The organism is Exiguobacterium sp. s121 (assembly GCF_018617245.1).
GTDB classification, from domain to species: Bacteria; Bacillota; Bacilli; order Exiguobacteriales; family Exiguobacteriaceae; genus Exiguobacterium; species Exiguobacterium profundum.
Genome location: NZ_JACSJV010000003.1, coordinates 135169 through 160029, shown reverse-complemented (window position 1 = coordinate 160029; position 24861 = coordinate 135169). Strand labels below are relative to the sequence as shown.

The 24861-nt window shown below is 48.1% G+C and carries 26 protein-coding genes; 11 read left to right on the top strand and 15 right to left on the bottom strand.

The window, feature by feature from the left end; translation table 11 throughout:
* Nucleotide 1 precedes the first annotated feature (1 nt).
* Genes menB through menC form a run of 3 tightly spaced genes read left to right on the top strand, consistent with a single transcriptional unit; the run spans nt 2 to nt 3301 of the window.
* The gene (gene menB, locus KOG47_RS12985) at nt 2–826 is read left to right on the top strand and encodes a 1,4-dihydroxy-2-naphthoyl-CoA synthase (RefSeq protein ID WP_015880852.1); all 825 of its coding nucleotides are present in this window, start codon (nt 2–4) and stop codon (nt 824–826) included.
* Between the two features lie 49 nt (nt 827–875).
* Nucleotides 876–2234, top strand: coding sequence for an o-succinylbenzoate--CoA ligase (gene menE / locus KOG47_RS12980; RefSeq protein ID WP_074037726.1), 1359 nt, complete (start codon nt 876–878; stop codon nt 2232–2234).
* Nucleotides 2231–3301: an o-succinylbenzoate synthase gene (menC, locus tag KOG47_RS12975; protein WP_074037727.1), complete on the top strand. Its 1071-nt coding sequence runs from the start codon at nt 2231–2233 to the stop codon at nt 3299–3301. Before menE ends, menC begins: the two co-directional genes overlap by 4 nt.
* A gap of 36 nt (nt 3302–3337) precedes the next feature.
* Here the strand turns inward: menC and map are convergent, their stop codons facing one another.
* The 5 genes from map to KOG47_RS12950 form a co-directional block, all read right to left on the bottom strand.
* Nucleotides 3338–4087: a type I methionyl aminopeptidase gene (map, locus tag KOG47_RS12970; RefSeq protein WP_074037728.1), complete on the bottom strand. Its 750-nt coding sequence runs from the start codon at nt 4085–4087 to the stop codon at nt 3338–3340.
* 14 nt (nt 4088–4101) lie between these two features.
* The gene (locus KOG47_RS12965; RefSeq protein ID WP_074037729.1) at nt 4102–5286 is read right to left on the bottom strand and encodes an EAL-associated domain-containing protein; all 1185 of its coding nucleotides are present in this window, start codon (nt 5284–5286) and stop codon (nt 4102–4104) included.
* Nucleotides 5287–5326: 40 nt separating this feature from the next.
* Nucleotides 5327–5578, bottom strand: coding sequence for a hypothetical protein (locus tag KOG47_RS12960; RefSeq protein ID WP_015880847.1), 252 nt, complete (start codon nt 5576–5578; stop codon nt 5327–5329).
* Between the two features lie 100 nt (nt 5579–5678).
* A complete protein-coding gene (gene cshA, locus KOG47_RS12955; protein WP_015880846.1) occupies nt 5679–7208 on the bottom strand; it encodes a degradosome RNA helicase CshA in 1530 nt (509 codons plus the stop codon).
* Nucleotides 7209–7376: 168 nt separating this feature from the next.
* On the bottom strand, nt 7377–8228 hold the full coding sequence (locus tag KOG47_RS12950; RefSeq protein ID WP_074037730.1) for a CvfB family protein: 852 nt from the start codon (nt 8226–8228) through the stop codon (nt 7377–7379).
* Between the two features lie 570 nt (nt 8229–8798).
* On the opposite strand from KOG47_RS12950, the gene KOG47_RS12945 reads away from it, so the two are divergent.
* The 4 genes from KOG47_RS12945 (at nt 8799) to KOG47_RS12930 (ending at nt 12064) form a co-directional block, all read left to right on the top strand.
* Complete coding sequence (locus tag KOG47_RS12945; RefSeq protein ID WP_074037731.1) at nt 8799–9041, top strand: hypothetical protein; 243 nt, start codon at nt 8799–8801, stop codon at nt 9039–9041.
* Nucleotides 9042–9128: 87 nt separating this feature from the next.
* Nucleotides 9129–9389, top strand: coding sequence for a hypothetical protein (locus tag KOG47_RS12940; RefSeq protein WP_015880843.1), 261 nt, complete (start codon nt 9129–9131; stop codon nt 9387–9389).
* A gap of 78 nt (nt 9390–9467) precedes the next feature.
* On the top strand, nt 9468–10169 hold the full coding sequence (locus tag KOG47_RS12935) for a lysophospholipid acyltransferase family protein (RefSeq protein ID WP_159563566.1): 702 nt from the start codon (nt 9468–9470) through the stop codon (nt 10167–10169).
* Nucleotides 10166–12064, top strand: a complete 1899-nt coding sequence (locus KOG47_RS12930; RefSeq protein ID WP_215244348.1) for an ABC-F family ATP-binding cassette domain-containing protein — start codon at nt 10166–10168, stop codon at nt 12062–12064. Before KOG47_RS12935 ends, KOG47_RS12930 begins: the two co-directional genes overlap by 4 nt.
* Nucleotides 12065–12145: 81 nt before the next feature.
* Here the strand turns inward: KOG47_RS12930 and KOG47_RS12925 are convergent, their stop codons facing one another.
* The 7 genes from KOG47_RS12925 to KOG47_RS12895 form a co-directional block, all read right to left on the bottom strand.
* The gene (locus KOG47_RS12925) at nt 12146–13075 is read right to left on the bottom strand and encodes an NADP-dependent oxidoreductase (RefSeq protein WP_196431557.1); all 930 of its coding nucleotides are present in this window, start codon (nt 13073–13075) and stop codon (nt 12146–12148) included.
* Nucleotides 13076–13166: 91 nt separating this feature from the next.
* A complete protein-coding gene (locus KOG47_RS12920; protein WP_015880839.1) occupies nt 13167–13706 on the bottom strand; it encodes a GNAT family N-acetyltransferase in 540 nt (179 codons plus the stop codon).
* Nucleotides 13703–14338: a response regulator gene (locus tag KOG47_RS12915; RefSeq protein ID WP_015880838.1), complete on the bottom strand. Its 636-nt coding sequence runs from the start codon at nt 14336–14338 to the stop codon at nt 13703–13705. The genes KOG47_RS12920 and KOG47_RS12915 overlap by 4 nt, the downstream gene beginning before the upstream one ends.
* Nucleotides 14339–14340: 2 nt before the next feature.
* Entirely contained in the window at nt 14341–15363 is a 1023-nt protein-coding gene (locus KOG47_RS12910; protein WP_074037734.1) for a sensor histidine kinase, read from the bottom strand.
* Entirely contained in the window at nt 15360–16049 is a 690-nt protein-coding gene (gene liaF / locus KOG47_RS12905; protein ID WP_015880836.1) for a cell wall-active antibiotics response protein LiaF, read from the bottom strand. The genes KOG47_RS12910 and liaF overlap by 4 nt, the downstream gene beginning before the upstream one ends.
* A gap of 78 nt (nt 16050–16127) precedes the next feature.
* Nucleotides 16128–16772, bottom strand: coding sequence for a PspA/IM30 family protein (locus KOG47_RS12900; RefSeq protein ID WP_074037735.1), 645 nt, complete (start codon nt 16770–16772; stop codon nt 16128–16130).
* Between the two features lie 22 nt (nt 16773–16794).
* Nucleotides 16795–17184 carry a lmo0954 family membrane protein gene (locus KOG47_RS12895; RefSeq protein ID WP_031421063.1) on the bottom strand — a complete coding sequence of 130 codons (390 nt, stop codon included), beginning with the start codon at nt 17182–17184 and terminating at the stop codon, nt 16795–16797.
* A 244-nt stretch (nt 17185–17428) separates the two neighbouring features.
* Between KOG47_RS12895 and rsgA the strand changes: the two genes are divergently transcribed.
* Nucleotides 17429–18394, top strand: coding sequence for a ribosome small subunit-dependent GTPase A (gene rsgA / locus KOG47_RS12890; RefSeq protein ID WP_214691485.1), 966 nt, complete (start codon nt 17429–17431; stop codon nt 18392–18394).
* Between the two features lie 41 nt (nt 18395–18435).
* Here rsgA and pflA read toward each other — a convergent pair whose 3' ends face one another.
* The gene (gene pflA / locus KOG47_RS12885; protein WP_074037738.1) at nt 18436–19152 is read right to left on the bottom strand and encodes a pyruvate formate-lyase-activating protein; all 717 of its coding nucleotides are present in this window, start codon (nt 19150–19152) and stop codon (nt 18436–18438) included.
* A 56-nt stretch (nt 19153–19208) separates the two neighbouring features.
* Complete coding sequence (gene pflB / locus KOG47_RS12880) at nt 19209–21455, bottom strand: formate C-acetyltransferase (RefSeq protein ID WP_214691484.1); 2247 nt, start codon at nt 21453–21455, stop codon at nt 19209–19211.
* A gap of 361 nt (nt 21456–21816) precedes the next feature.
* On the opposite strand from pflB, the gene KOG47_RS12875 reads away from it, so the two are divergent.
* From KOG47_RS12875 to KOG47_RS12865, 3 genes are read left to right on the top strand one after another with little or no spacing between them, the layout of a single operon-like run.
* Nucleotides 21817–22239: a hypothetical protein gene (locus tag KOG47_RS12875; RefSeq protein WP_015880830.1), complete on the top strand. Its 423-nt coding sequence runs from the start codon at nt 21817–21819 to the stop codon at nt 22237–22239.
* A 53-nt stretch (nt 22240–22292) separates the two neighbouring features.
* The gene (locus KOG47_RS12870; RefSeq protein ID WP_214691483.1) at nt 22293–23459 is read left to right on the top strand and encodes a DEAD/DEAH box helicase; all 1167 of its coding nucleotides are present in this window, start codon (nt 22293–22295) and stop codon (nt 23457–23459) included.
* Complete coding sequence (locus KOG47_RS12865; RefSeq protein WP_196431564.1) at nt 23456–24100, top strand: hypothetical protein; 645 nt, start codon at nt 23456–23458, stop codon at nt 24098–24100. The genes KOG47_RS12870 and KOG47_RS12865 overlap by 4 nt, the downstream gene beginning before the upstream one ends.
* Nucleotides 24101–24237: 137 nt before the next feature.
* Here the strand turns inward: KOG47_RS12865 and KOG47_RS12860 are convergent, their stop codons facing one another.
* Complete coding sequence (locus KOG47_RS12860; protein ID WP_084543114.1) at nt 24238–24810, bottom strand: hypothetical protein; 573 nt, start codon at nt 24808–24810, stop codon at nt 24238–24240.
* Nucleotides 24811–24861: the final 51 nt, after the last annotated feature.

The following is a 24861-nucleotide window of genomic DNA, read 5'->3' as shown; positions in this document are numbered from 1 at the left end:
AATGGAATCAGTAGCGAACTGGACATCGGTCCGGACGTATGAAGACATTAAATATGAAACGTGGAACGGGATTGCCAAAATCACCATCAACCGTCCCGAAGTGCGCAATGCATTCCGTCCGTTGACGGTCAATGAATTGATTGATGCATTCGCTCGCGCGCGCGACGATAAAGAAGTCGGCGTCATCATCTTGACAGGTGAAGGCGAAAAGGCATTCTGTTCAGGTGGGGACCAAAAAGTTCGTGGACATGGCGGCTATGTCGGGGAAGATGAAATCCCACGCTTGAACGTCCTCGACCTTCAGCGCTTGATTCGTGTCATTCCAAAACCGGTCATCGCCATGGTCGCAGGTTTCGCAATCGGCGGAGGACACGTTCTTCATGTCGTCTGTGACTTGACGATTGCAGCGGACAATGCTCGCTTCGGACAAACAGGTCCTAAAGTCGGTTCGTTCGATGCAGGATACGGTTCTGGATACTTGGCACGGATCATCGGCCATAAGAAAGCTCGTGAAATCTGGTACCTTTGCCGTCAATACGATGCACAAGAAGCACTCGACATGGGACTCGTCAACACGGTGGTCCCACTCGATCAACTCGAAGCAGAAACGATCAAGTGGTGCCAAGAAATCTTACAACACTCACCTACAGCGCTTCGCTTCTTGAAAGCAGCAATGAACGCAGATACAGATGGTCTTGCCGGACTTCAGCAACTCGCTGGAGACGCAACGCTTCTCTACTACACGACAGATGAAGCAAAAGAAGGACGCGATGCGTTCAAAGAAAAACGTGACCCTGACTTCGGTCAATTCCCACGTTTCCCTTAATTGTTGAGAGAGTAGCGATTTCGCTACTCTTTTTTTGGAGGTGACAGCTATGTATGAATGGATTCGGAAACACCCAGCGTCACATCTCGCCCTTGTGACAGCTGACGATCGATTGACATGGGCAATGCTACGCACGGAAAGCCTTCAACTTGCCCAGTTCATCCATGAACAGACACCCACTGCCAAACGAATTGGCATATTCGCTAAAAACAGCAAAGACTATGTCATTGCCGTTCATGCAGTACATCTGCTCGGAAAAGTGCTTGTTCCGTTGAATACACGGCTGACCGAAGAGGAAGTGCGTACTCAGCTACAAACAGCAAAAGTGGACCTCCTTCTCGTTGACGTAGAAATCGATTTGTCTATCACCCAACTCCTGATCACACGCCGGACCACTTCATGTTTCACCGTGACCCATGAGTGGAATGAAGATGAAACCATGTCTCTCATGTTTACGTCCGGAACGACGGGTCGAGCCAAAGCGGTGCAACAGACGTACGGGAATCACCTCGCTAGTGCCCGAGCCGCTGAAGCGCATTTAGACTATCGTCCATCAGACCGGATGCTCGCGGTGACCCCGCTCTTTCACATGAGTGGACTGTCTCAAGTGTATCGGAGTGCCATCATCGGTTCGACGCTCTATGTCGAGCCACGATTCGATGTCGATCGAACACTTCACGTCATCGAGACAGAAGGCATCACCCAGCTATCACTCGTCTCAATTATGCTGCAACGATTGCTCGATGCTGGCCTGAAAAAGCACCGACTTCGCACGTTACTCGTCGGAGGCGGACCCGTCCCGCGCTCATTACTAGAAGAAGCAGAACGACGCAAGTTACCGATTGCTCAGACATACGGGATGACCGAGACGTGTTCTCAAGTCGCCACGCTGCTCCCGAGCGAAGCGCTCTCGCATATCGGTTCGAGTGGTCAGGCAATCGCCCCAACAAGTATTCGAATTAATTCAGACGGAGAAATCGAAGTAAAGGGACCAACTGTGACGAAGGGATACTTCGAACAACCTGAATCAGATGCTTGGACACCCGATGGTTATTGGCGAACGGGTGACCTCGGCACGATGAGGGATGGCTATTTATATGTACACGATCGCCGAACCGACCTTATTCTTTCAGGTGGTGAAAATGTTTATCCGGCTGAAATCGAAGCCGCCATGTTACGCTGTGCCGGTGTTCAAGACGTCGGCGTCACGAAACAGTCGCATCCGACTTGGGGAGAAGTCCCGATCGCCTTCGTCGTCGGCTCCTATGATCCAGCCGAGATGCAGCATGTTCTCGACTCACAGTTGGCTAAATATAAGCACCCGATCGCCATCCACTACGCACCGAATTTACCACGAAACGCGAACGGAAAATTAATGCGCCATCGCTTAAAGGAGCTACTGTCATGATCAAACGTGCTGAGCTTTCCATCGTCCCTTTGACGTTTAAACACCCGATTGTGACGGCACACGCCGTCTTATCTGTCCGAAGAACGCTTATCCTCCGTCTAGAGACCGTAGACGGTGTCATCGGATACGGAGAAGGTGCCGCTTTCGAAACACCTTGGTATACGGAAGAAACGACCCAATCCATGATCGATACGTCTAAACTAATTCTCAATTTACTGAAAGGGATGACGGTCACAACGGACGTGTTTCCGAACTTGGTCTCGTCCATCATCGGTCAGCACATGGCAAAGGCGATGTGGGAAAGTGCACTCTGGGAGATTGAAGCAACGCGCGCGAACAAATCACTCAAGTCATTCATGAGCGCCGGAGATTCCGTTTCCTGCGGACGAACAATCGGGATTGGGTTACTGAATCAAACGATGAAATCCATCGAGACGGCATTAGCTGACGGATTCGAACGCATCAAATTAAAGGCATCTCCTAATGAACTGGTTCCTGCCCTACGTGAGATTCGCGCGGTCTTCTCTGACGCGCCTCTCATGATTGATTTAAACGGAAGTGCGTCCGATCAACCGATGGAATGGTTCGAACAACTCGATGCCCATCGGTTATTGATGATCGAACAACCGTACCCAAGCCGACAATTCACAAAATCAGCGGCTCTCCAAGCAAAACTCACGACCCCCATTTGTCTCGACGAATCCATCACGTCTTATGACGACGTGGATACGATGGCACAACTCGGTGCGGGGAAGATTGTTAACATTAAACCCGCACGTGTCGGTGGGCTTAGCGAGGCGCTCCACATTCGAAAACACGGAACGCCATACTGGGTCGGTGGCATGTATGAATCCGGTATCGGAAGATATCATACACTCTTGTTTGCTTCGTTAAGCGGCGCGAGCTTCCCCGCGGACATGTCAGGCACGAGCGCTTATTTCGAGCAAGATTTACTCGATACCCCGCTTGAAGTGGAGAATGGAAAATTGACTCTTCCGGATTCCGTACAACCAGATTGGAATGTGATTGAACGGTTACGCGAAGAAGTGATTACATTGCAAACATGAAAAAGGTGCGGTTCACGAGAACCACACCTTTTTACGTTAACGGAACGATCCCGTTAACACTTCATATCCATCTTCTGTGACAACAACTGTATGCTCGAACTGCGAAACAAGACTCTTGTTCGGAGTAAAGAGCGTCCAACCATCCTCTTCCGATTGATAGACGATTTCATCCTTTGTCGAGATGAACGTCTCAACAGCAATCACTTGCCCGGCTTTTAATAACTGATTTTCTTCTCGACTATAATAGTTCGAGATCGTCTCTGGCTCCCCGTGCAATGTCCGACCGAGACCGTGTCCGGCCAAGTTCCGGATGACCGTGAATCCATTCTTTCTCGCGTCAGCGTAAATTGCTTTCCCGATCTGATTGACTTTCACACCCGCCTTGACCTTGCTGAGTCCCGCTTCTAATGAAGTCAAGGATACTTCGACCAAACGTTCGTGCTGGGGTGACTTCGCCGCCCCCGCAATCACTGTACGTCCCGTATCGGCATAATATCCATCCTTCACAGCGGAGACGTCGACATTGACGATATCGCCCTCTTGAATGACTTCATCTCCCGGAATACCATGGGCAGCAACGTCATTGAGCGAGATACATGTGTAACCTGGAAATTCGTACATCGTAATCGGTGCAGAAGCTGCACCTTCATCTTCTAAAATACGTTGCCCGATCGCATCTAATTCTTTTGTCGTCATACCGGGCTTGACGGCTTTCGCCATCTCATCTCGCGCAAGTGCGACGATTCGCCCGATTTCGCGCAGTGCATCGTAATCATAATCTAGCATCGTCCATCTTCCTTTCAATCCAATAATCGGTTTTGATATAAATACTCCTCGGATATGTCGGCAAATAAGAACATGCCGTCCGGTAACGGATAGCTAAAGGTTCGCGTCACTTCGTTTGAACTGAAATCACGATAGTCTCCCGATAAATAGCCACGCCCTCGAACATCCATCGCCGCCATCGTCTGAATGAAATACGGTCGGAAACTCCAGTTATAGCCTCGATACGTATTATCGACACGCCATTCTCCATTCACGCAGTAAACGTTCGCACTCGTCTGGAAACCTGTCTTATCCGTTATATAATAACGAACAAACACCTCTTCCAGTTTTGGGGCGATGAATTGAATCCACTCGTCTTTCTTGTCTCTCGACCATTTTCCGGATTGAACTAGTTCACCAATGCGGCGATGTAACTCAAATTCAAGCTCGTACAAGCGATTCAATCGTTTCTGGTCATGTAAAAAGAAGGAAGGCACTTCTTGTGCCAACACACCCATACCTTTGATTTCTCGTTGGGGAATCTCATCTTCCAAGCCTAGTAGGCCACCCATGTAATACCGACCACCGTGCTGCCACGCGTAACGAAGCTGTCCGATGTGGTTGATGGATTTGTAAAGAAGCGGTGCACCAAGCTTCGAAGCAATATACTCCATCGTCTGAAGCATGTTCGGATAGGTGACCGATAACGTCTTTTTCTCGACCATCGTGCCAAGGTCGACGAGCAATAATTCTGGCGCAAGCGTCATGATGTCTTCGATACTCGTGGATTCGGCAAAGTCTAATGCAATTTTCAATCCATAGGACCGATAGTATTGAATGACACGTGACAATCGCGGGACGTCGACTAAGTCCGTCCCTTGTAAGGTCACATAAATACGGTGTAACGGAAAATTCAATTCGCGTAGTGGGGCTAAAAAGGCTTCTCCCCCTTCTTCGAGAATCCATTCCGACCGGCATCTGAACGTGACGAATGGTTTGACGTCACGAAGTTGCGCTGCCGCGAGTTGCTCCATTCGTTGGGCGATGTCTAATTGATACTCGAGGGGAACGTCATCATCATAAAAAAACGGTGTCAATGATTCGCCTCGGAATCGTCCATGTACCATATATCCTTCCACTTGAAACGTCGCCGCTCCAAGGATTGGTTCATACGTCACCATCACTTCTTCAGGATGGACCATCACTTCTACCGCATCCACAATTCATCACCTCTTCGTTAAATGCGAAAACGAGCTACAATCAGCTCGTTCGCGTGTGTACATACATATAGGCACCGAAACAAGCAATAAAATAGGCGATACTCACCACGCCATATGCAATGCCCATCTTTCCGCCTACTCCAATGGCTAACACTAAAAAAATCATCGCTCCAAATAACAATGTCGCCACGGGGATATAACGAAAGTTAGGACGGTCTGTCTTTGACACGATTGGTTTGAGTGCGATTACACAACCAAGCAGCACAAGGAGACCGAAACTTAATTCCACCATCCGTTGACACCTCATCCTTCTATCTCTACTCAACTAGTGTAGCACGACACAATAAAAAATGCCGCAAATCCACTTAGGGAAATGCGGCATTTCACGATGATTAGTCACGCGGACGGCGTGGACCACGGTCATCCGAGCGACGACGATCGTCACCACGGAATGATCCTTTACGGTCTCCACTGCGTCCATCACGACGTTCGCCACCGCGTCCACCACGACGATCGCCACCACGGCCACCGCCACCGCCACGACGGTCGTTACGACCACGGTATCCACCGCGATCGCCACCACGGCCACCTTGGCGTTTCACACGAACTGGTTCAGCGTACGAGATTTCAACAGGTGTTGAATCTGGCTCTTTCGTCAATCCACGAAGGGCAGCAGCGAGAATTTCAACTGCTTCGTACTCTTCAAGAAGCTCTGTCGCAAGTTGCGTGTAAGCTTTGAAGTCGCCCGCTTGAACGCGTTCGATCAACTCTTCAGCTGCTTGCTTTTGATTTCCTTCAAGTACTTCCGCGATTGTCGGTACGTGACGACGGTTCATCTTCTTGTTTGTCACACGCTCGATTGCCTTCACTTGTCCAAATTCACGTGGCGTGATGAACGTGAGGGCTGTACCTGTCTTACCTGCACGGCCTGTACGACCAATGCGGTGTACGTAGCTCTCTGGGTCTTGTGGTACATCGAAGTTGTAAACGTGTGTGACACCTGAAATATCAAGTCCACGTGCAGCTACGTCAGTCGCTACCAAGATATCGATTGTTCCGTTTTTGAAACGACGAATGACTTGGTCACGTTTCGATTGCGTTAAGTCTCCGTGAAGACCGTCTGCAGTGTATCCGCGTTTGATGAGGGCTTCTGTCACTTCATCTACACGTTTCTTCGTACGAGCGAAGATGATGCTGAGTTCTGGTGAATCGATGTCGATCAAACGGCAAAGTGTATCGAATTTTTGACCTTCACGCAATTCGAGGAATTGTTGGTTGATGTTCTCAACTGTCATTTCTTTCGCTTTCACTTTGATGATTGTCGGCGACTTCATGAAGCGCTCAGCAATCTTTTTGATTTGTGGTGGCATTGTCGCTGAGAAGAGAAGCGTTTGGCGCTCTTCAGGAAGACCAGCCAAAATCGTTTCGATATCTTCAACGAAGCCCATATTGAGCATTTCATCTGCTTCATCCAAGATGACTGTTTGAATGTCATCGAGTTTGATTGTCTTACGTTTCATGTGGTCCATGAGACGTCCTGGTGTCGCTACGACAATTTGCGGGTTCTTTTTCAAACCACGGATCTGACGGTCGATTTGTTGACCACCGTATACTGGAAGTGCGTATACGCGCTTCGTTTCACCGATTTTGTTTAATTCTTCTGCAACTTGAATCGCAAGTTCACGTGTCGGTGCAAGAACGAGTGCTTGGACTTGACGCGCCTTTGAATCGATTCGCTCAATTGTCGGAATACCGAAAGCTGCTGTTTTCCCTGTACCTGTTTGTGCTTGTCCTAATACGTCCACTCCCGTGAGTGCGACAGGAATTGTCTCAGCTTGGATCGGTGTAGCTTCCTCGAAGCCCATTTTGTGTACACCTTTTACTAATGCTTCACTTAATTGTAAGTCTTGAAATTTTGTCAAATTATATTCTCCTTTGTTCATACAAAAAACGTCTGAGTTCAGTTTGACAGATCTACAGACGTTTTCTCAATGTTTCCTCATAGTCAACTTTATTAACTATAACGTATTTCTTCCTAAAATGAAAGAAATACATTTTTAAACTTTCATGTCACCTGAACATGAGTTATCTTATTTCAATTTATAGCCGTTGTCGAGCTTTTCAACTTGCTTGTCTTTCAACAGTTTTCCAAGCGCTCGTTTAAATGCTGCTTTACTCATTCCGAATTCACGGTCGATGACGTCAGGTGATGTCTTATCACCGTATGGCATTTGGCCACCACGTTCTTCAATATACGAGAGGATGCTCGCCGCATCACCATCAATCGCCTCATAGGCACGTGGCTTCATCGAAACGAGGACCGTACCGTCTTGTTTGACCTGCGTCACACGGACGGTCAACTGTTCTCCGAGACGTGGCCAACGCGTCATCTCAGCCTCATGCAAGAAACCGAGTGATTCCCCTTCGACCCATACGTTGACGCCCACTTCGCGTTTATTGACGACGATGGCCTGCACGTCCTGGTTGTTCCATTCTTCTTTCGACGGTCGTGCCAACAAGTTCAAGAACGCATATGGTGCAGGGTCCCCAAGCAAACGTCCTTTTTGGTCATACTTCAATCGAATACACAATTGATCGCCCGTTTGTGGCCAATATGATCGGTTCTCCGGTAAGTCATCCATCGAAACGAGAACGTCCTTTTGAATTCCGATATTCACGAAGACCCCTGTGTTATACCGAACGCCAGTCACTTCAAACCATTCATACTCATCAAATGAAACGGTCGGAATCGTCATCGTTGATGCGAGACGTCCTTCTGAATCATGATATAAGAAGACACGAACCGTTTGACCGATTGTCACTTCTTCTGTTTGTTCTTTACGGTGAAGGAGCACCTCTTCGCGGCCGTTACTAATGAATACTCCAAAATCAGCAGAACGTTCCGCGACTAAATCTACTACTTCTCCTGCGCGCAATGCCATTACACCCACATCCTTTTCTAAGCTATTACTGTCAGTATACCTATCTACACACGTTCCTAATCATATCATGTTCTCTTTCAACATTTTGAATAAATGTGTCGAAAATGTGAACGTGTTTTGAGACTGTTGAAATCATGATTGTTTACAGAACTTACATGATTTATTAAAATTTTGTGACATTTTTGTGAACGTGTTTTTTTCTGCTAGTATCCTTTTTTTGAAAACGTTATTATATAGGAAGTGTCCAGTATAGATAAGGTTTCATTTAGGATTGATCGGGGGATAATAAATGTTTGATATACAGTCTCGTTCTTTTGCAAAGCGTTTTACAAAAGGATTGCTTGTCGCCTTTTTCGCATTACTCGCATCTCTCAGTTTTATTTTCTCAAACGGTGTCGACACGAATGTATCGTCATCCTCGACTTACATGACTCAAGAGTAAACGCCATTCAGCCCACTGAAGGCGTTTTTTTCTTTGCAATACATAACAGGATTTCCCTTCAAAAAGTCGAATACGATTAAAAGACCATGCCTTTTTCTTTCATACCTTTAAGAAAAGGAGACTCCGCTATGATTTTTTATTTTCTCACGTCCATTTTATCAATCGTAGGACTTGCTTTTTTGTTCCAGACCGAATTGTACAAAGATCCAATCGGAACATTTTTATTTGCCGTTCTAATTGCGATGGGACTCTCTTCCTTCAAACAACTCTTCATGCAGGCAAATGAGTATTTTGTAGAAAGACGGAACCAGAAACGGATCAAACGAGTCGTCGACAGAATGCACTCCACGACTCGAAAACGCTCTACATAACGCTCGTCTTCCCTCGCCACATTTGGTATCCTATGTAGGAACAGACATCGTACAATGGATTTATAATCGCAGGAGGCACATAACCGTATGAATGAAATCCCGTTATCGAATGAATGGCTACTTCGTTATTCACCTGTCATGGAGCTTTGGTTAAAAGAGGACGGTATTTTGCTTGTCGATGATGACAACCGAATCCGTCTCACTCTCGAAATCGGAAGTGATCAGGCCATGCAAATCAAAAGTATCGAGCAAGACGGCGCCTATTTCGTCGTCGATCCTGTGAATAAACGCATTACGTTCGAGCTCGAAGAAGAGGAAGAAGAGAGCGATTCTCGCTTTTGGGAATAAGGATTCATGCCGAAGGGTCGGATTCTCGTCAAGAGAAGAAGACTCTTTCTTGTTGTCATCATGAGAGGAGAGAATAGAATGATTCGAACAGCTGTATGGTTTTTCTCATTTTTTGCCGTATTACCGATCACCGTCCCGTTTTTACAGAAGGCGAAAAAAATCGAAACGCCAAAGCGTTACCGTTACGTACAAGATATCGCTTATAAATGGGCACAGTTTCTACTGAAGATTGCGGGTGCAGACATCCGTGTCCACGGTCAAGACCAGATTCCGGATGAACCCGTCGTCTACGTGTCGAACCACCAAGGAAACTTCGATGTCCCGATTATGTTGACCGCCACGAAACGACCGAAAGCGTTTATCTCGAAAATCGAGGTTCAAAAATTCCCGATTATTCCACGTTGGATGGAATTGATGGGGTGTATCTTCATCGACCGGAGTGACCGTCGTCAATCGATTCAAGCCATTCGTTCCGGCGTCGAAACAATTCAATCCGGTCAATCAATGATTGTCTTCCCAGAAGGCACACGCTCAAAAGGTGGACCGATGAAGGAGTTTAAAGCCGGAAGTTTGACGCTCGCCACCTCAAGTGGTGCGAAAATCGTTCCAGTCGCGATTCAAGGCAGTTATAGATTGTTAGAAGCCAAAAATCGAATCACCCCGGCAACGGTCGATGTCACGTTCCTACCTGCGATTGATCCGGCTGATTTGCCGAACAAGGAAATCGCAGCAACGGTCGAGGCGGCCATTCGTCAACAGCTTGAAGGAGAGAACGCATGAGTTTATTAATGATTGAAGGCATTCATAAAGAGTTTGCCGACAAAGTCTTATTTGATGATGTGACGATGACAATCCATCCCGGAGACCGTATCGGGATTATCGGCGTGAACGGTTCGGGGAAATCGACGTTCATGAAAATCATCGCCGGTACCGAGACAGCAGATCGAGGCACGATGCAACATCCGAACGATTATCGGATTCGCTACTTGACTCAAACGGTTCAATTCGACGAAGGACAAACGATCCTTGACGCTTTATTCACAAGTGATACTCCTTCCGTTCAAGCGTTGAAACAGTTCGAGCGCGCCAGACAAGCACTCGAAGCGAACCCGACAAGTGAGCAGTTACTTGAACGCTTCATGAAAGCCCAACAGGCCGTCGATGCCGCAGACGCTTGGGAAACGGAAGCAAAACTGAAGTCGATTTTAAACCGGCTCGGTCTTCCTGACGTGTCAATCGATGTGAACGCCTTGTCTGGGGGGCAACAAAAGCGAGTCGCGCTCGCCGCAGCGTTACTCGATGAAGCGGACTTATTGCTCTTAGATGAGCCGACGAACGAACTGGATGCCGATACAATCGCATGGCTCGAAACGATGCTTGCCGATTACCGGGGAGCGATCCTGCTCATCACCCACGACCGCTATTTCTTGAATCGTGTCACGAATCACATTTTGGAGATTGCGGATGGAACGAGTTACTTCTATAACGGGAACTATGAACTCTTTCTCGAGAAGCGTGCCGAGCGAAAAGCTCGGGCACAATCGATGGAACAGAAACGACAAAATATATTACGTCGCGAACTCGCTTGGTTGCGTCGTGGCGCGAAAGCCCGGACAACCAAACAAAAGGCACGCATTCAACGTGTCGAAGACTTGAAACATCAAGAGAGCTTAGCGGAAGACGAGACGCTCGACGTCTCGGTCGGATCTCGCCGACTTGGTAAAAAGGTCATCGAAGTCGAAGATTTATCTTTCGGATACGATGACTCCCTTCTCATTCGGCAGTTCAATTGGATTTTCGGTCGCCGTGAACGCTACGGGATCGTCGGCCCGAACGGGAGTGGGAAATCAACGCTCATGAACTTGCTCGCCAAGCGCCTAGAAGCGACAAACGGTACGATTGTGCACGGAGAAACCGTTCATTTAGGCTACTACGGACAACAAGTCGAATTTGAAGACGAGTCACGACGGGTCATCGATGAGATCGAACGCATCGCCAAAGTCATCCACACGCCGGACGGCGAGGTCATCACGGCGGGGCAAATGCTCGAACGTTTCCTTTTCTCACCGGACGCGCAATATAAACCAATTGCGAAGCTATCTGGTGGCGAAAAACGGCGTCTCGTCCTGCTTCGAATTCTCATGGATGAACCGAACGTCTTATTCCTTGATGAACCGACGAACGATTTGGACACGGAAACGTTGTCTGTTTTAGAAGACTATTTGGAGTCCTTCCCAGGTACAGTCATCGCCGTCAGTCACGACCGCTATTTCTTAGACCGGATCGCCGGACAGTTGATCGCTTTCGAAGATGGGGTCATCCAGGTGTATCACGCAGAATATAGTGACTATTTGGCCATGCGTCAAGAAGAGGTTCGTCAAGTGAAGAAAGAGAAAGAACCTAAAGAGAAAAAGGAACGCGTGAAGTCGGAAGTCGTGAAATTCACCTTCAAAGAACAGAAGGAATGGGACACGATCGAAGAAGACATCGCCGCACTTGAAGAACAGATTGAAGCGCAGGAAGCGACGCTTGCATCAGCGGGCAGTGACCTTGGTAAAGTCAATGAGTTGTATGCGACGATTGCAGAACTGAAAGAAACACTCGATGCGAAGATGGAACGTTGGACCTACCTATCAGAAATCGATGAACAAATACAAGCACAGAAAAAAGGCTGACCTCCACATAAGGTAGCCTATCAAATGAAATGAACAAGAGATGGATTTCCGATATTTGTTCCGGAAATCCATCTCTTTTGATTATTTCACTTTGATGATGATTTTGCCTTTGGCATGCCCTTCTTCTCCATAGTCATGAGCAAGTTTCGTATCTTCTAAATCAAAGACCCGGTCAATCACAGGTTTCAGTTCGCCTTTTTCAACAGCTTCCGCAATTTTTTTCAAACGCTCCCCCGTTGGTTGCATGAAGACGTACTCGGCACGGACCTTCGCCTGTTTGGCTTCCTCTTCATTTGGTGGTGTGGAGATGGAGACGAGCATCCCATTCTCTTTAAGCATTTGGTAGAGTTTGCTCTGCCCGTCGCCCCCCATCGTATCGAATACGAAATCAATATCGCGGACAGTATCTGCCGGGTCTTGTTGTTTATAGTCGATGACCTCGTCGGCTCCAAGTTTTTTGACCCAATCTACGTTCGGCGTGCTTGTCGATGTGACGACATACAAACCGTGTGCTTTCGCGAGCTGGATGGCTACCGTTCCGACACCACCTGAACCGGCTCCGATGAAGATTCGATCACCCGGTTTGGCATCCATCACTTCGAACATGACTTGCCATGCCGTATGCGCGACGAGCGGCAGTGAAGCGGCCTCCTCAAAACTAAGCGAAGCTGGTTTTTTGACGACAAGATGGGAATCGACTGCGACGTACTCGGCATATGTGCCTTGGCGCGCGATTTCTGGTCGGCTAAACACTTCATCTCCAACCTTTAATTCGGTCACATTCGCCCCAACTTCTTTGATGACACCCGATACATCCCACCCGATAACGAGCGGCATCTCGTAATGGAGCATTTCTTTCAAGTATCCTTCACGGAGCTTCCAATCGACCGGATTGACGCTTGCGGCATGAACTTCAATTAATACGTCATCTGCACCGATTGCCGGTTGTTCAAGTTCCCCTACTTTAAACTCATCCGACCCGCCATACTGTTCGATATATGCTGCTTTCATCTCATCATCCTCCTTTGATTGACTCACTTCTAGTTGGTTCCCATTTTATTTCTCTTACAAACGAAAAAAGCACACCGTAGAAACGGTATGCTCAGACTGACTGATGGGTCATATAGCTATAGACATACACATCATGAGATTGTCCACGCTGACGCATATAGTTATGTAGTCGACCTTCTTGAAAGAATCCATTCTTCTCCAACATGCGTTGGGATGCAAGATTCTCGACATAGACGATGGCACCGACCCGTTCAATTTCACACGTCACGGCAAACTGAAGCGCCGCGTGAAGGGCTTCGGTCGCATAACCCGAACGCCAATACTCCGGTTTGAGTTCATAACCGATCTCGGCACGCCGATGCGACGGTGCCCGATTGTGAAACCCGATTGTCCCGATTAACGCTTTTGATTCGCGATGCTCGATGGCAAAACGGATGATCGCACCTGTTTCGATTTGTGCGAGCATATGCGTCAGCATCTGTTCCGTTTCTTCTAACGTCCGATGTGGCTCCATTCCGTAGTGGCGTAGCACGTGTTCATCTGAAAAGATGGCGAATACGTGCGGACCGTCCTCCATTTGGAGAGGTCGCAGTCGGAGGCGCTCCGTTTCAATCACAGGGAGACGGTTCATCCTTTACTGACCAAGTTATGTTGGAACGCATAGACGACTGCCTGGGTCCGGTCATAGACGTCAAGCTTCGTCAAGATGTTCGACACGTGTGTCTTCACTGTTTTGAGTGAGATGAACAATTCGTCCGCAATCACTTGATTCGACTTGCCTTCCGCCATCAGTTGCAAGATTTCTCGTTCACGGGCAGTGAGACTCTCATGAAGTGTCATTTCCGGATGACGCAGTCGTTCGAGCATCTTTCCTGTTACCTGGGCGGCCATGACCGGATTGCCGGCAGCGGTTTGACGAATCGCATCTGCGATTTCATTTGCATTCGCTGTCTTGAGGACATAGCTCATCGCACCGGCTTCGATGACGGGATACACTTTCTCATCATCCAAGAAACTCGTCACGACCAAAATCTTCGCTTCTTTCCAACTTGCTTTAATTCGTTTCGTCGATTCGACTCCGTCAACGGGCTCCATCACCAAGTCCATAAGGACAACGTCCGGCTTCTCCGCAATCGCAAGCTCGGCTCCCGTTGCTCCGTCCGATGCTTCGCCGACGACTTCGATGTCCGGTTGTGTCGATAAAAAGGCAGATACGCCCGCCCGAACCATTTCATGATCATCAATTAATACAACTCGAATCATCATTACCCCTCCACTTGTTGTTTCACACGTACTTCAATTTGTGTCCCGACATTCGGCACACTGACCAATCGCAACGTTCCACCGACTTCTGCCGTACGCTCTCTTATCGATTGTAATCCATATGAGGCGACTTGTGTATCGTCCACATTAAATCCGATTCCGTCATCGTTAATCTTTAAGATGACCGTCTGTTGCACGGTTCGCATCTCGATTTCTAAACGAGTCGCTTTGGCGTGTCGTAACGTGTTACTAATCGCTTCCTGAACAATCCGAAACAGTTCATTTTCAGTGTGCCGGGAGAGCTTCACTTCCTCTAAACGCCAGACGAGCTCGGTCGATTGTTTACGAGACAGTTCTTCTAACAAGCGTTCGATTCCCGTCTTTAGTGTCATGCCTTCTAGTTCGACCGGCCGAAGTTGTAACAGCAACGAACGCATCTCTGCCTGTGCGGTCTGCGCCATGAGCTCGACTTGTTCCATTTGTTTACTCGCGAGTTCTGGTTTCGTCTGCATCGTCTGTTTGACCGCTGTCGTCATCATCGAGATGGCATAGAGCTGTTGACTCACCGAATCATGAAGTTCTCGTGCGACGCGACGTCTTTCTTCGACGACGGCCTCACTCCGCGCCTCTTCCACACTGACCGGACGCTCACCGACTCGCTTCGCCATCTCGACCATCTCTTGGCGCTGTTTCGATACGCGGACGATTCGTTCGAGTGTATCTCGGTATGGGGACATCGGGCGGAAGGTGATGTCTTTTTGGTTCTCCAGTTTCCAAAGGGCATTGGCGACTTCCCGAAAGTCTCGGCGCAAATAAAAATACGAACCGACGCCAAAGATACTTCCGATCAAGACGGCAATCACTAGAATGGACACACCGAAAGGCAACCCTTCTTCACGCGAAAATAAATCGCTCAATGAAGTCGAGTCACCTATGAGAAACGCTACAGTAATCAAGAAAGCCGTCAACAAGCTACTAAACAGTTGATGCCAGACGACCGTTCGTGGATAAGAATCTTTTTTCATACCGTCATCACCTCGACACTTCCGCTCATGAGCACGATATGAATCCGGACTTTTCGTGTAGCCTGGACATAATCATCAGACGCTGTATAGAAGCGACGATTGAACACCGGCGAATAGTTCGAGTCATCGACCTGCACTTTACCGAACCCGATCGATGCGTCAATCGAATAGTCATACCCCGCAGGAATGAGAATTCGAATGTCTCCCGCAAGTCCATTGAGGAGTAAGAACGTCTCTCCTTCCGGAATGATGGCTTGTGACAAATCCATCTCAACGTCCCGTAGTAAAAAGAACTCATTCGTATCACGTAACACATAGTGCCCCGATTCCTTCATCCCAAATGAGAAGGCTTGTTCTTGACGAAGGGGTGTCCGGATTTTCGATTCGACCGGTCGATTCTTATAGAGTCGATAGCCGAATAACAGGAGGAGTCCGGAGAGCACGAATCCGAATGCCGCAGATGAGAAAATCAAGCCAATCAAGAGGATTCCCCCAATTGCGTAAAAAATATAGCTAGCAGACTGCTTCCCCCGACGACTGAACCGTCGACCGATGTAGAGGAGAAGCAGCGGGAGGATCATGCTGAATAAGACGCTATTCCCACCCGTCACAATATCGATGAAGAGTCCGACTGAAAATAAGATAATCATAAATCCAATGATTTGACGTGTGTTCCAACGTTCCATGTCCATTCCCCCTTTCTGTTCATATGTATGAAGCAAAGAAAGCGATGACCTTGTTCAGGTCATCGCCGAACCATCGCCTCACTCTTGTTTAAAGCGACGCTCCAGTTCTTTCAATTTTGCTTCAAAATCATCTTCATCTTCCTGCGTGTCTTGCTTCTCTTCGGCAGGTTGTTCTTTCTTTTCTTCCTCAGTGAATGGATGCGACTGAGACGTATTTTGACCAAAGATTTGGTCGAGTGCCCCTTTTAACAAGTCTAGGTTTTCGCGCATCGCAAACTCATAACGTTTATTTTGCATCTCATCGAGTTTGAGTTTCATCTCGAGCGCACGACGCTCTAATGTATCTAACTCGCGCTCACCTTCGTCAATCAATCCTTCAAAGTAACGGTACTGTTCCCCGTAATGTTTGGATTCGAGTGCCGCACGTTCTGCCAACTTTTCTTCCCCGGCTTGTTTCGCCAGTTCTGTTTGCTCATATCGTTTATCTGCCATCTTCTTGGCATCATCACGTTTTTCAGCAAGTTCTGCAAGCAATGTACGTTGACGTTCCACGAGTCGTTCAACCGACAACGCTTCCTTCTCCGCTCCACGGATATGACGGTTCAATTCCGCTTCTCCACTTGAACGTGGCATCTCTTTATCCTGATACTTCTTCACTTCTTTCGAAATTTCTTTCGTCAATTCATTCGCTAATTCACGAAACTGATCAAACGGTGTCTTCATGGTGAATCCTCCTTATGAAATCTCAACGACGATTAACAAATTTTTGCCACACTTGATCAAACTGCTGGAAGCTGCTCCGGCCGGCACGCGTTCCGTCTGCATTTAAAATCTCGACATCCGGGTCGCGTTTTTCACTTGTATACATCATATACCCTTTAAACAACAACCACGCGACAATGATTCCGACAAGCGCCCAAATGTTTGAGAGCATCGTCCCAATCCCAATGACAGCAAGGATCCCGAAACCAACTTTAGCACCGATGTGTGTCACAGCCTGAAAACGGACTCCAGCCCAAAGCGTCAAGAGCGCTCCTAATCCGAATAAAATCATATTCGGTAAAGAACCGATCAACACGAGCACTAGAGCGATCGCGGCCACGATGAACAACACCTTTTTCACTTGGTGATTCATCTGTCATCCCTCCTTGTTAAGTACACTCTTATCATAATACGTTATTTGACATAGGTCGACGAGCGGAAGGCTTGTTTCACCTCGGTCTTTAGACTGAGATGGTACCGTTTCCAATAACTGTGGTACACTAATGCTATCGAACAACGAAAGGATGATGTTTTATGAGCAACATGATGCATGCACGTAACCAAATGTCAGCAAATCGGAGGGCTGTCGTCCTCCATCACTAAAAGGAGGATTCTTTTTGAATCAACAAACTGAAACGGGACGTGTCACGGCACAGTTCCAACATCTTTATACGGTATCAATCGGAGAAAACGCCTATATGTGCGGGGTTTCCGGAAAATTTCGACATGCCGCGACGAGCGAACGGGATTACCCGGTCATCGGCGATTATGTCACGATTCAAGTTCGCGAGCATGGTCAAGGTACGATTCACCATCTCCTTGAGCGTCGGACCGTTCTTTCACGAGCGGCCGCCGGCAACGAGACACGTGAACAACTGATCTGCGCGAACGTCGACTACGTCTTGATTACGATGGCGTGTGGACACGACTTCAACATTCGTCGCCTAGAACGCTATACGCTAGCCGCTTGGGACACCGGGGCAATCCCAATCATCGTCTTGACAAAGACCGATCAAGTCGACTCCGTCGACACATTGCTCGAAGACATTCAAGTGAACGCACCTGGAATTCAAGTATTCCCCGTTAGTGCTGTAACGGGAAAAGGTGTGGCTGAACTTCGTCACGCATTGCCGAGTGAGAGCACAATCGCCTTCGTCGGTTCGTCCGGCGTCGGAAAATCTACGCTGACGAACGCCCTCGCCCACGAGACACTTGCCGTCACACAAGCCGTCCGGGCGCAGGACGAGCGCGGAAAACATACGACGACACACCGCGAACTGTTCAGAATCGACGACTTATACGTCATCGATACACCAGGGATGCGAGAATTCGGACTATGGGAAGGAAGCGAGCACCTCGATGAGACGTTTCGCGATATCGAAGCACTTGCCGAGACATGCCGCTTCCGCGACTGCTCACATCAGAAAGAACCGGGCTGTGCCGTCCAAGAGGCACTCACGAGCGGTACGCTAGATGCGAAACGCTATGCGAGCTACTTCAAACTTGAGCGAGAGCTTCTCTATATGGAGAAAAAACAGGCAGAACATGCCCGCGTCCTAGAAAAGAAGAAAAAGCGAGTGTAACGTAAAGCAAGCGCAGACCACATCGGCCTGCGCTTGCTTTTTTATACGGTTCCCTGCAAAATCCCTTCTGCCCATTCGACTTCATCGGATGTCGGGGGCTTCGTGCCTTTAAGCGGATAATCGAGTCCGAGCGCCTCCCATTTGTAGACGCCCATCTCATGATAAGGCAAAATCTCGACTTTCTCGACATGGTCTAGCTTTTGAATGAACGCGGCCGTGCGACGAAGCGCACCTTCTTCGAGCGTCCATCCAGGTACAAGGACGTGGCGAATCCACATTTTCGTTCCGCGCTCGGAAAGGTGTTCGGCAAGCGCGAGCGTGTTGGCATTGCTACGTCCCGTTAGCTTTTTACACATGTCGTCGTCGATATGCTTGATATCGAGCAAGACAAGATCGGTGTGATCTAAAATCGCATCCAAATTAGGAGGTCGGAGCGCACCAGACGTATCAAGTGTCGTATGAAGCCCATGCTTTTTCGCTTCACGCAGCAGCGCCTCTAAAAATTCAGGTTGCGCGAGTGGGTCGCCACCAGAAATCGTGATGCCGCCTTTCGATGCGTCCATGAACGGACGGTAGCTGAGCGCCTCTTGAATGACGTCTTCAGCCGAGCGGTGATTATTCTTTTTGAAATCCCACGTATCTGCATTATGGCAATAGAGGCAACGTAACGCACAACCTTGTAAAAAGACGATAAAGCGAATACCAGGGCCGTCAACTGTTCCAAATGATTCGACCGAATGTACATATCCCATTGTCATCGAAATGACCTCCTAACGAATGAGCGGCCCTCCGTAGAAGGCCGCTAAGCCTTTATTTACAACGAACCGTGGAACGTACGGTTGATGACGTCGATCTGTTGCTCACGTGTCAACTTGATGAAGTTGACCGCATATCCTGATACACGGATTGTGAGTTGTGGATATTCTTCTGGATGTTCCATTGCGTCGAGAAGCGTCTCGCGGTTGAAGACGTTAACGTTCAAGTGATGTCCTTTGTGCTCTCCGCTCATGTACCCATCGAGAAGCGCCGCCAAGTTGAGTTCGCGTGCGATTTCTTCTTTTCCGAGTGCTTTCGGTACGATTGAGAACGTGTAAGAGATTCCGTCTTGTGCGTGTTCAAATGGAAGTTTCGCAACAGATGAGAGCGATGCAGCCGCACCTTTTGTATCCCGTCCATGCATTGGGTTGGCACCTGGAGCGAATGGTTCACCCGCACGACGACCGTCTGGCGTATTTCCTGTTTTCTTACCGTAGACGACGTTCGATGTGATCGTGAGGACCGATTGCGTATGAAGTGCGTCACGATATGTTTTATGTTTCCGTACTTTCTCCATGAATGATTCGACGAGTTCGACGGCGATTGCATCGACACGGTCATCATTGTTTCCGAATTTCGGGAAGTCCCCTTCTGTTTCGAAGTCGACGATGATTCCTTCTTCATTACGGATCGGTTTGACGTTTGCGTATTTGATTGCTGAAAGACTATCCGCCGTTACCGAGAGACCCGCGATCCCACAAGCCATCGTCCGTAAGATTTCAGGATCGTGAAGCGCCATTTCGATTCGTTCATACGCATATTTATCGTGCATGAAGTGAATGACGTTGAGCGTATTCACGTATAGCTCTGCCAACCAGTCGAGCGTCCGGTCAAAGTCGGCATATACTTTTTCGTACGTAAGCACGTCTTCTGTGTTCATTTCCCAAACTGGAGCGATTTGAGCACCGCTCTTCTCGTCACGACCGCCGTTCATGCTATAAAGGAGAGCCTTCGCCATGTTGGCACGCGCACCGAAGAACTGCATTTGTTTCCCGATCTTCATCGGTGACACACAACATGCGATGCCGTAGTCATCACCGAATTGTGGCATCATCAAGTCATCGTTCTCATATTGAATAGCCGAAGTTTCAATCGACATTTTCGCACAGTATTGTTTGAATCCTTCTGGAAGTTTCGTCGACCAAAGGACCGTCAAGTTTGGTTCTGGAGCTGGTCCGAGGTTCGTGAGTGAATGCAAGAACCGGAATGAACTCTTCGTGACGTTCGAGCGACCGTCTTGACTCATCCCACCGATTGATTCTGTCACCCAAGTCGGGTCACCTGAGAATAATTCATTGTAGTCCGGTGTCCGTAAGAATTTGACGATTCGAAGTTTCATGATGAAGTGGTCAACGATTTCTTGGACGTCTGATTCTGTTAAGCGACCCGTTTCAAGGTCACGTTCAGCGTACACGTCAAGGAAGGTCGAGACGCGACCGAGTGACATCGCGGCACCGTTTTGTTCTTTGATGGCAGCAAGATACGCCAAGTATACCCATTGATATGCTTCTTGCGTATTTTCCGCAGGACGACCGAGGTCAAATCCATATGCAGCTCCGAGTTGTTTAAGTTCTTGGAGGGCACGAAGTTGTTCATTCAGTTCTTCCCGATCGCGGATGTCAGACTCAGATAAGAACCCGCCGCGTTTCGCTAAATCCTTTTTACGTTCTGCCATCAAGAAGTCAATTCCATAGAGAGCGACGCGACGATAGTCACCGATGATGCGTCCACGACCGTAAGCATCTGGAAGCCCCGTGATGATCCCTGATTTACGAGCGGCCCGCATTTCAGGCGTATAGGCATCGAAGACACCTTGGTTATGTGTTTTACGAATCTCTGAGTAAATTTTTGTGATTTCTTCGTCTGGCTCGAAACCATATGATTCGAGTGCCGCATCGACCATACGAATGCCGCCATTCGGGTGAATCGAACGTTTGAACGGTTCATCCGTCTGAACGCCAACGACTTTCTCTAACTCTTTGTTTAAGTAACCTGGTCCATGCGATACGATGGTCGATGGTGTGTGTTGATCGACGTCCCAGACGCCTCCACGTTCACGCTCTTCTTTTGTTAGTTCCATCACACGATTCCAAAGAACGTTTGTCGCTTCGGTCGGACCTGCTAAAAACGCATCGTCTCCTGTGTACTCATGACGGTTCAAACGGATAAACTCACTGACATTTACTTCATTCGTCCACTGACCAGGGACAAAACCTGACCATGCGGATTTGATTTCGGTTGCCATGTTGATTCACTCCTCATTCTCGAAAGTAACTGCGTGTTATCTATACTGTGAGTGTACGTGAAAACGTGAACAATATGTTTTACATTCTTGTGAAACTTGTAACAATCTTATGAACGTGATGAAATAGCCGTTTTTGAAAGCGTTTTACAAACTGTTATATCTGCTAGTTTATATAGTTTGAAACAGATGATCCCTAATTAGATAAGGTTTACCTATCATCTGTACTAATTTGATTGTTCTGTGACGAACTATACAGTTATTAAGGTGATTAATCTCACATCACTCGGTTAGAACTTGAATTTTTGTGTCGTATCAGACACAATGAAGGCAGAACATTGTATAAGAGGAAGGGGTTCTACTCATGACGTATGAACCATTAACAGCAAATCACGCCTTTCAGGTTGGCGATCGCATCTCATTAAAGGTCGATGAGGCCGGCGAAAAGCGTGACGGATTTATCACAGAATTTGAAGACGGAGGGTTTTGGATCCGCTTCGACGATGACATCGAGAACGAAGATTTTATTGATTATCGCGACCAGCTACTCGCCGCACTTTTGTCGCGTCCAATCCATGTCATTACGACACATCCGGAACTGAAACCGTTCGAGAACATGACGGCCGAGTTACAGTATCGCGTTTATCAAGGATTCACGATTGAGAAAGTTGAATTGACAGCAGAAGGTGCAGACGCCCACATCCAACTCATCGAAGACGGTCAGACGTATACACAGACGTTACGTTCTTCCATGGAAGATGGTCAGGAGCATGTTCGCTATATTTGACGAGGGAGCGCTGTCGCTTCCTTTGTTTTTGCCTAAAGATAAGGAGACCGAATATGAATTTTACAAAACCTTTTATTAACGAAACGTGGGAACGGATGGGCTTCAATGAGCCGATGCCGGTCCAAAAAGAAGCGTTTCCCCTACTATTAGATGGAAAAGACGTGACAATCGAGGCACCAACCGGAACGGGTAAGACACTCGCCTACCTCCTTCCAGCCATTGAAAAGATTGATCCGTCGAATGACCGCATCCAAGTCGTTGTCGTCGCCCCGACCCGTGAACTTGTCATGCAGATTCAACAAGTCGCACAACGTTTCACCGAAAAAGCCGACGTCCGCATCGGTTCGTTCATCGGCGGTGTCGAATTGAAACGTCAAATCGACCGAATCAAGAAAAAACCTCACTTGATCGTTGGGACGCCGGGTCGTCTCGTCGAGTTGATCGACAAGAAAAAACTGAAGCTCCACGAAACACATACCGTCATTTTAGATGAGGCCGACCAAATCATCGACAGCGGTTTGACAGAGGCCGCAGAACGAATCATCAAGCATACCGCGCACGAGCGTCAGCTTGCACTCGTCTCGGCAACACTCACCGACTCACTCCAAGAGTGGGCGTCACCATTCATGAACGAACCGGCTCATATCAAAATCGAACGTGCCGTAAGCGATCAAGTGACGTACGGCTATCTGTTGACGACGCGCCGGTATAAACCGGAACTTCTTCGTCGTCTTTCACACGTCGACGGTGTGAAGGCACTCGCCTTCATCAACAACCGCTCGTTCTTGCCACCGCTTCGCGGAGAACTTGAAAAGTTGAAAGTGAACTACCGGATGCTCGACAGCTTGAAAGGGAAGCGCGAACGCGTCGAGACGCTACGCGAATTCCGCAAAGGCGAATACCCGCTCCTCATCACGACCGGTCTCGCTGCACGCGGTCTCGATATTGAAGACGTGACACACGTCGTCCATTTCGACTTACCGGAATCAATCGATGACTTCATTCACCGTTCCGGCCGTACCGCTCGCGGTAACGCGGGAGGCACTGTCCTTTCCCTCGTGACGACGGATGACCTGCCGCACTTGAAATCGTTCGCGCGTCAACTCGGTGTCGAGTTGAAAGAGCTCGAAATCTATCGCGGTGACGTGATTGAGAAACGGATTGAGGAGAAGCCTCCTGTCGTCAAACGTCCTGCGAACAAGCGAGGACCGCGCCGATGAAAAAAGACCGGAAAGTAATTCCCTTCCCTTTGCTCGTCGAAGAGTCCGAATTGCTTGCCGAACTGAAAAAGTTGTATGAGCAAGCGGCTCTTGCGCGAAGCACACAGTGGACGAACTATATTCAAGAGATTGCATCGGAAGGGACATGGCACTTAAAAGATGCCGAACTCTTTCGTGACCTCTTCATCGATTGGGCCGTCTTCTTTGAGACGGATGAGGATGGGATGACACCCCATGGTCGCTACTTGGCCGACCATAAGAGCGACATGTCCCCTGCCCTCTATCACGCACTCCGTGGACTAGCTGTCCCGCGTTGTAGCATCTTTGAAGTCACAGAAGACGGTCAGTTGAAAGACTGGGAGTCAAAAGAGACATACGCTGTTCAGTTACCAGAAGAACGTGAGACCGGCGACCTCATTCTCGGGAAGCTACTCGATATCCGAGGCAGTTGGCGTTTCGGTTCGGCGTTTCTCGCCTTACCTGCGAAGATGTCTGGGAATGTCGCCGATCTGTATATCGACTTTACAGATGAAGTCGGTCCCGGTGCCTTTTTGGAGCAGTTCCCAGAGTTCTGCGCGGAACTGATTGACTTGTTGCTTGATTTAGAAGAAGGCGTCATCATACCGAAACCGACTAAGTAAAAAAAGCAGGATCAGCATGCAATCATCCCCTCACCATGTTGATCGGCACAAGTTCAGTATTCCAACGCTACTAAAAAGAGCGGGTATACCAAGACCCGCTCAAGTTTTATAAAACTCCGAAATCCATCGGAGTTTTTTTATTTTCCAAAGGCTGCTGAACATGATCCAATCACAGATGAAACACCGAAGAGGTCTAGCAAGGCTTCGCGCGCATCTGGTCCTGCATCTTTAGCGGCGAGTCGAACAGCTTGTTTGAGTGACGCTGTCTTACTTAATTTATCTTCTCGTGACATCTGATAGTATGGTTTGATTGCTTTAACAAACTTCGTAGCACCACCGACAGATTTCAAGGCAGATTTGATTTTCAGGATTTTCGCTGGAGTAAAATTGATGACGATTGCAGTTCCAACGGCTCCTACACAACCTGCAATTGAACCTATACTAGCCTTTCGAACACCCGCTAAATCTTGTCTTTCATCCAAATCAAGTGTGAAACTTACTTCATTCTCAAGGTATATTTTAATGGCTTCCTCGCCCTGCATAATCACTTCATCCGGCATATTCTCGATTGCAGTTAGGATCTCAATTAACTGTAAGTCCTGTTCATTCAAATCTTCAGCAGCGCTAGCTGAATCTCCTGGTATAAATGAGGTAGACAAAACGAGTATCATCACCATCATAACTGATATGACTTTCGATTTTATAGACAAGTTAGTCCTCCTTCGTTTTTACTACAAACTTAAGCACTACAGCGATTAGAA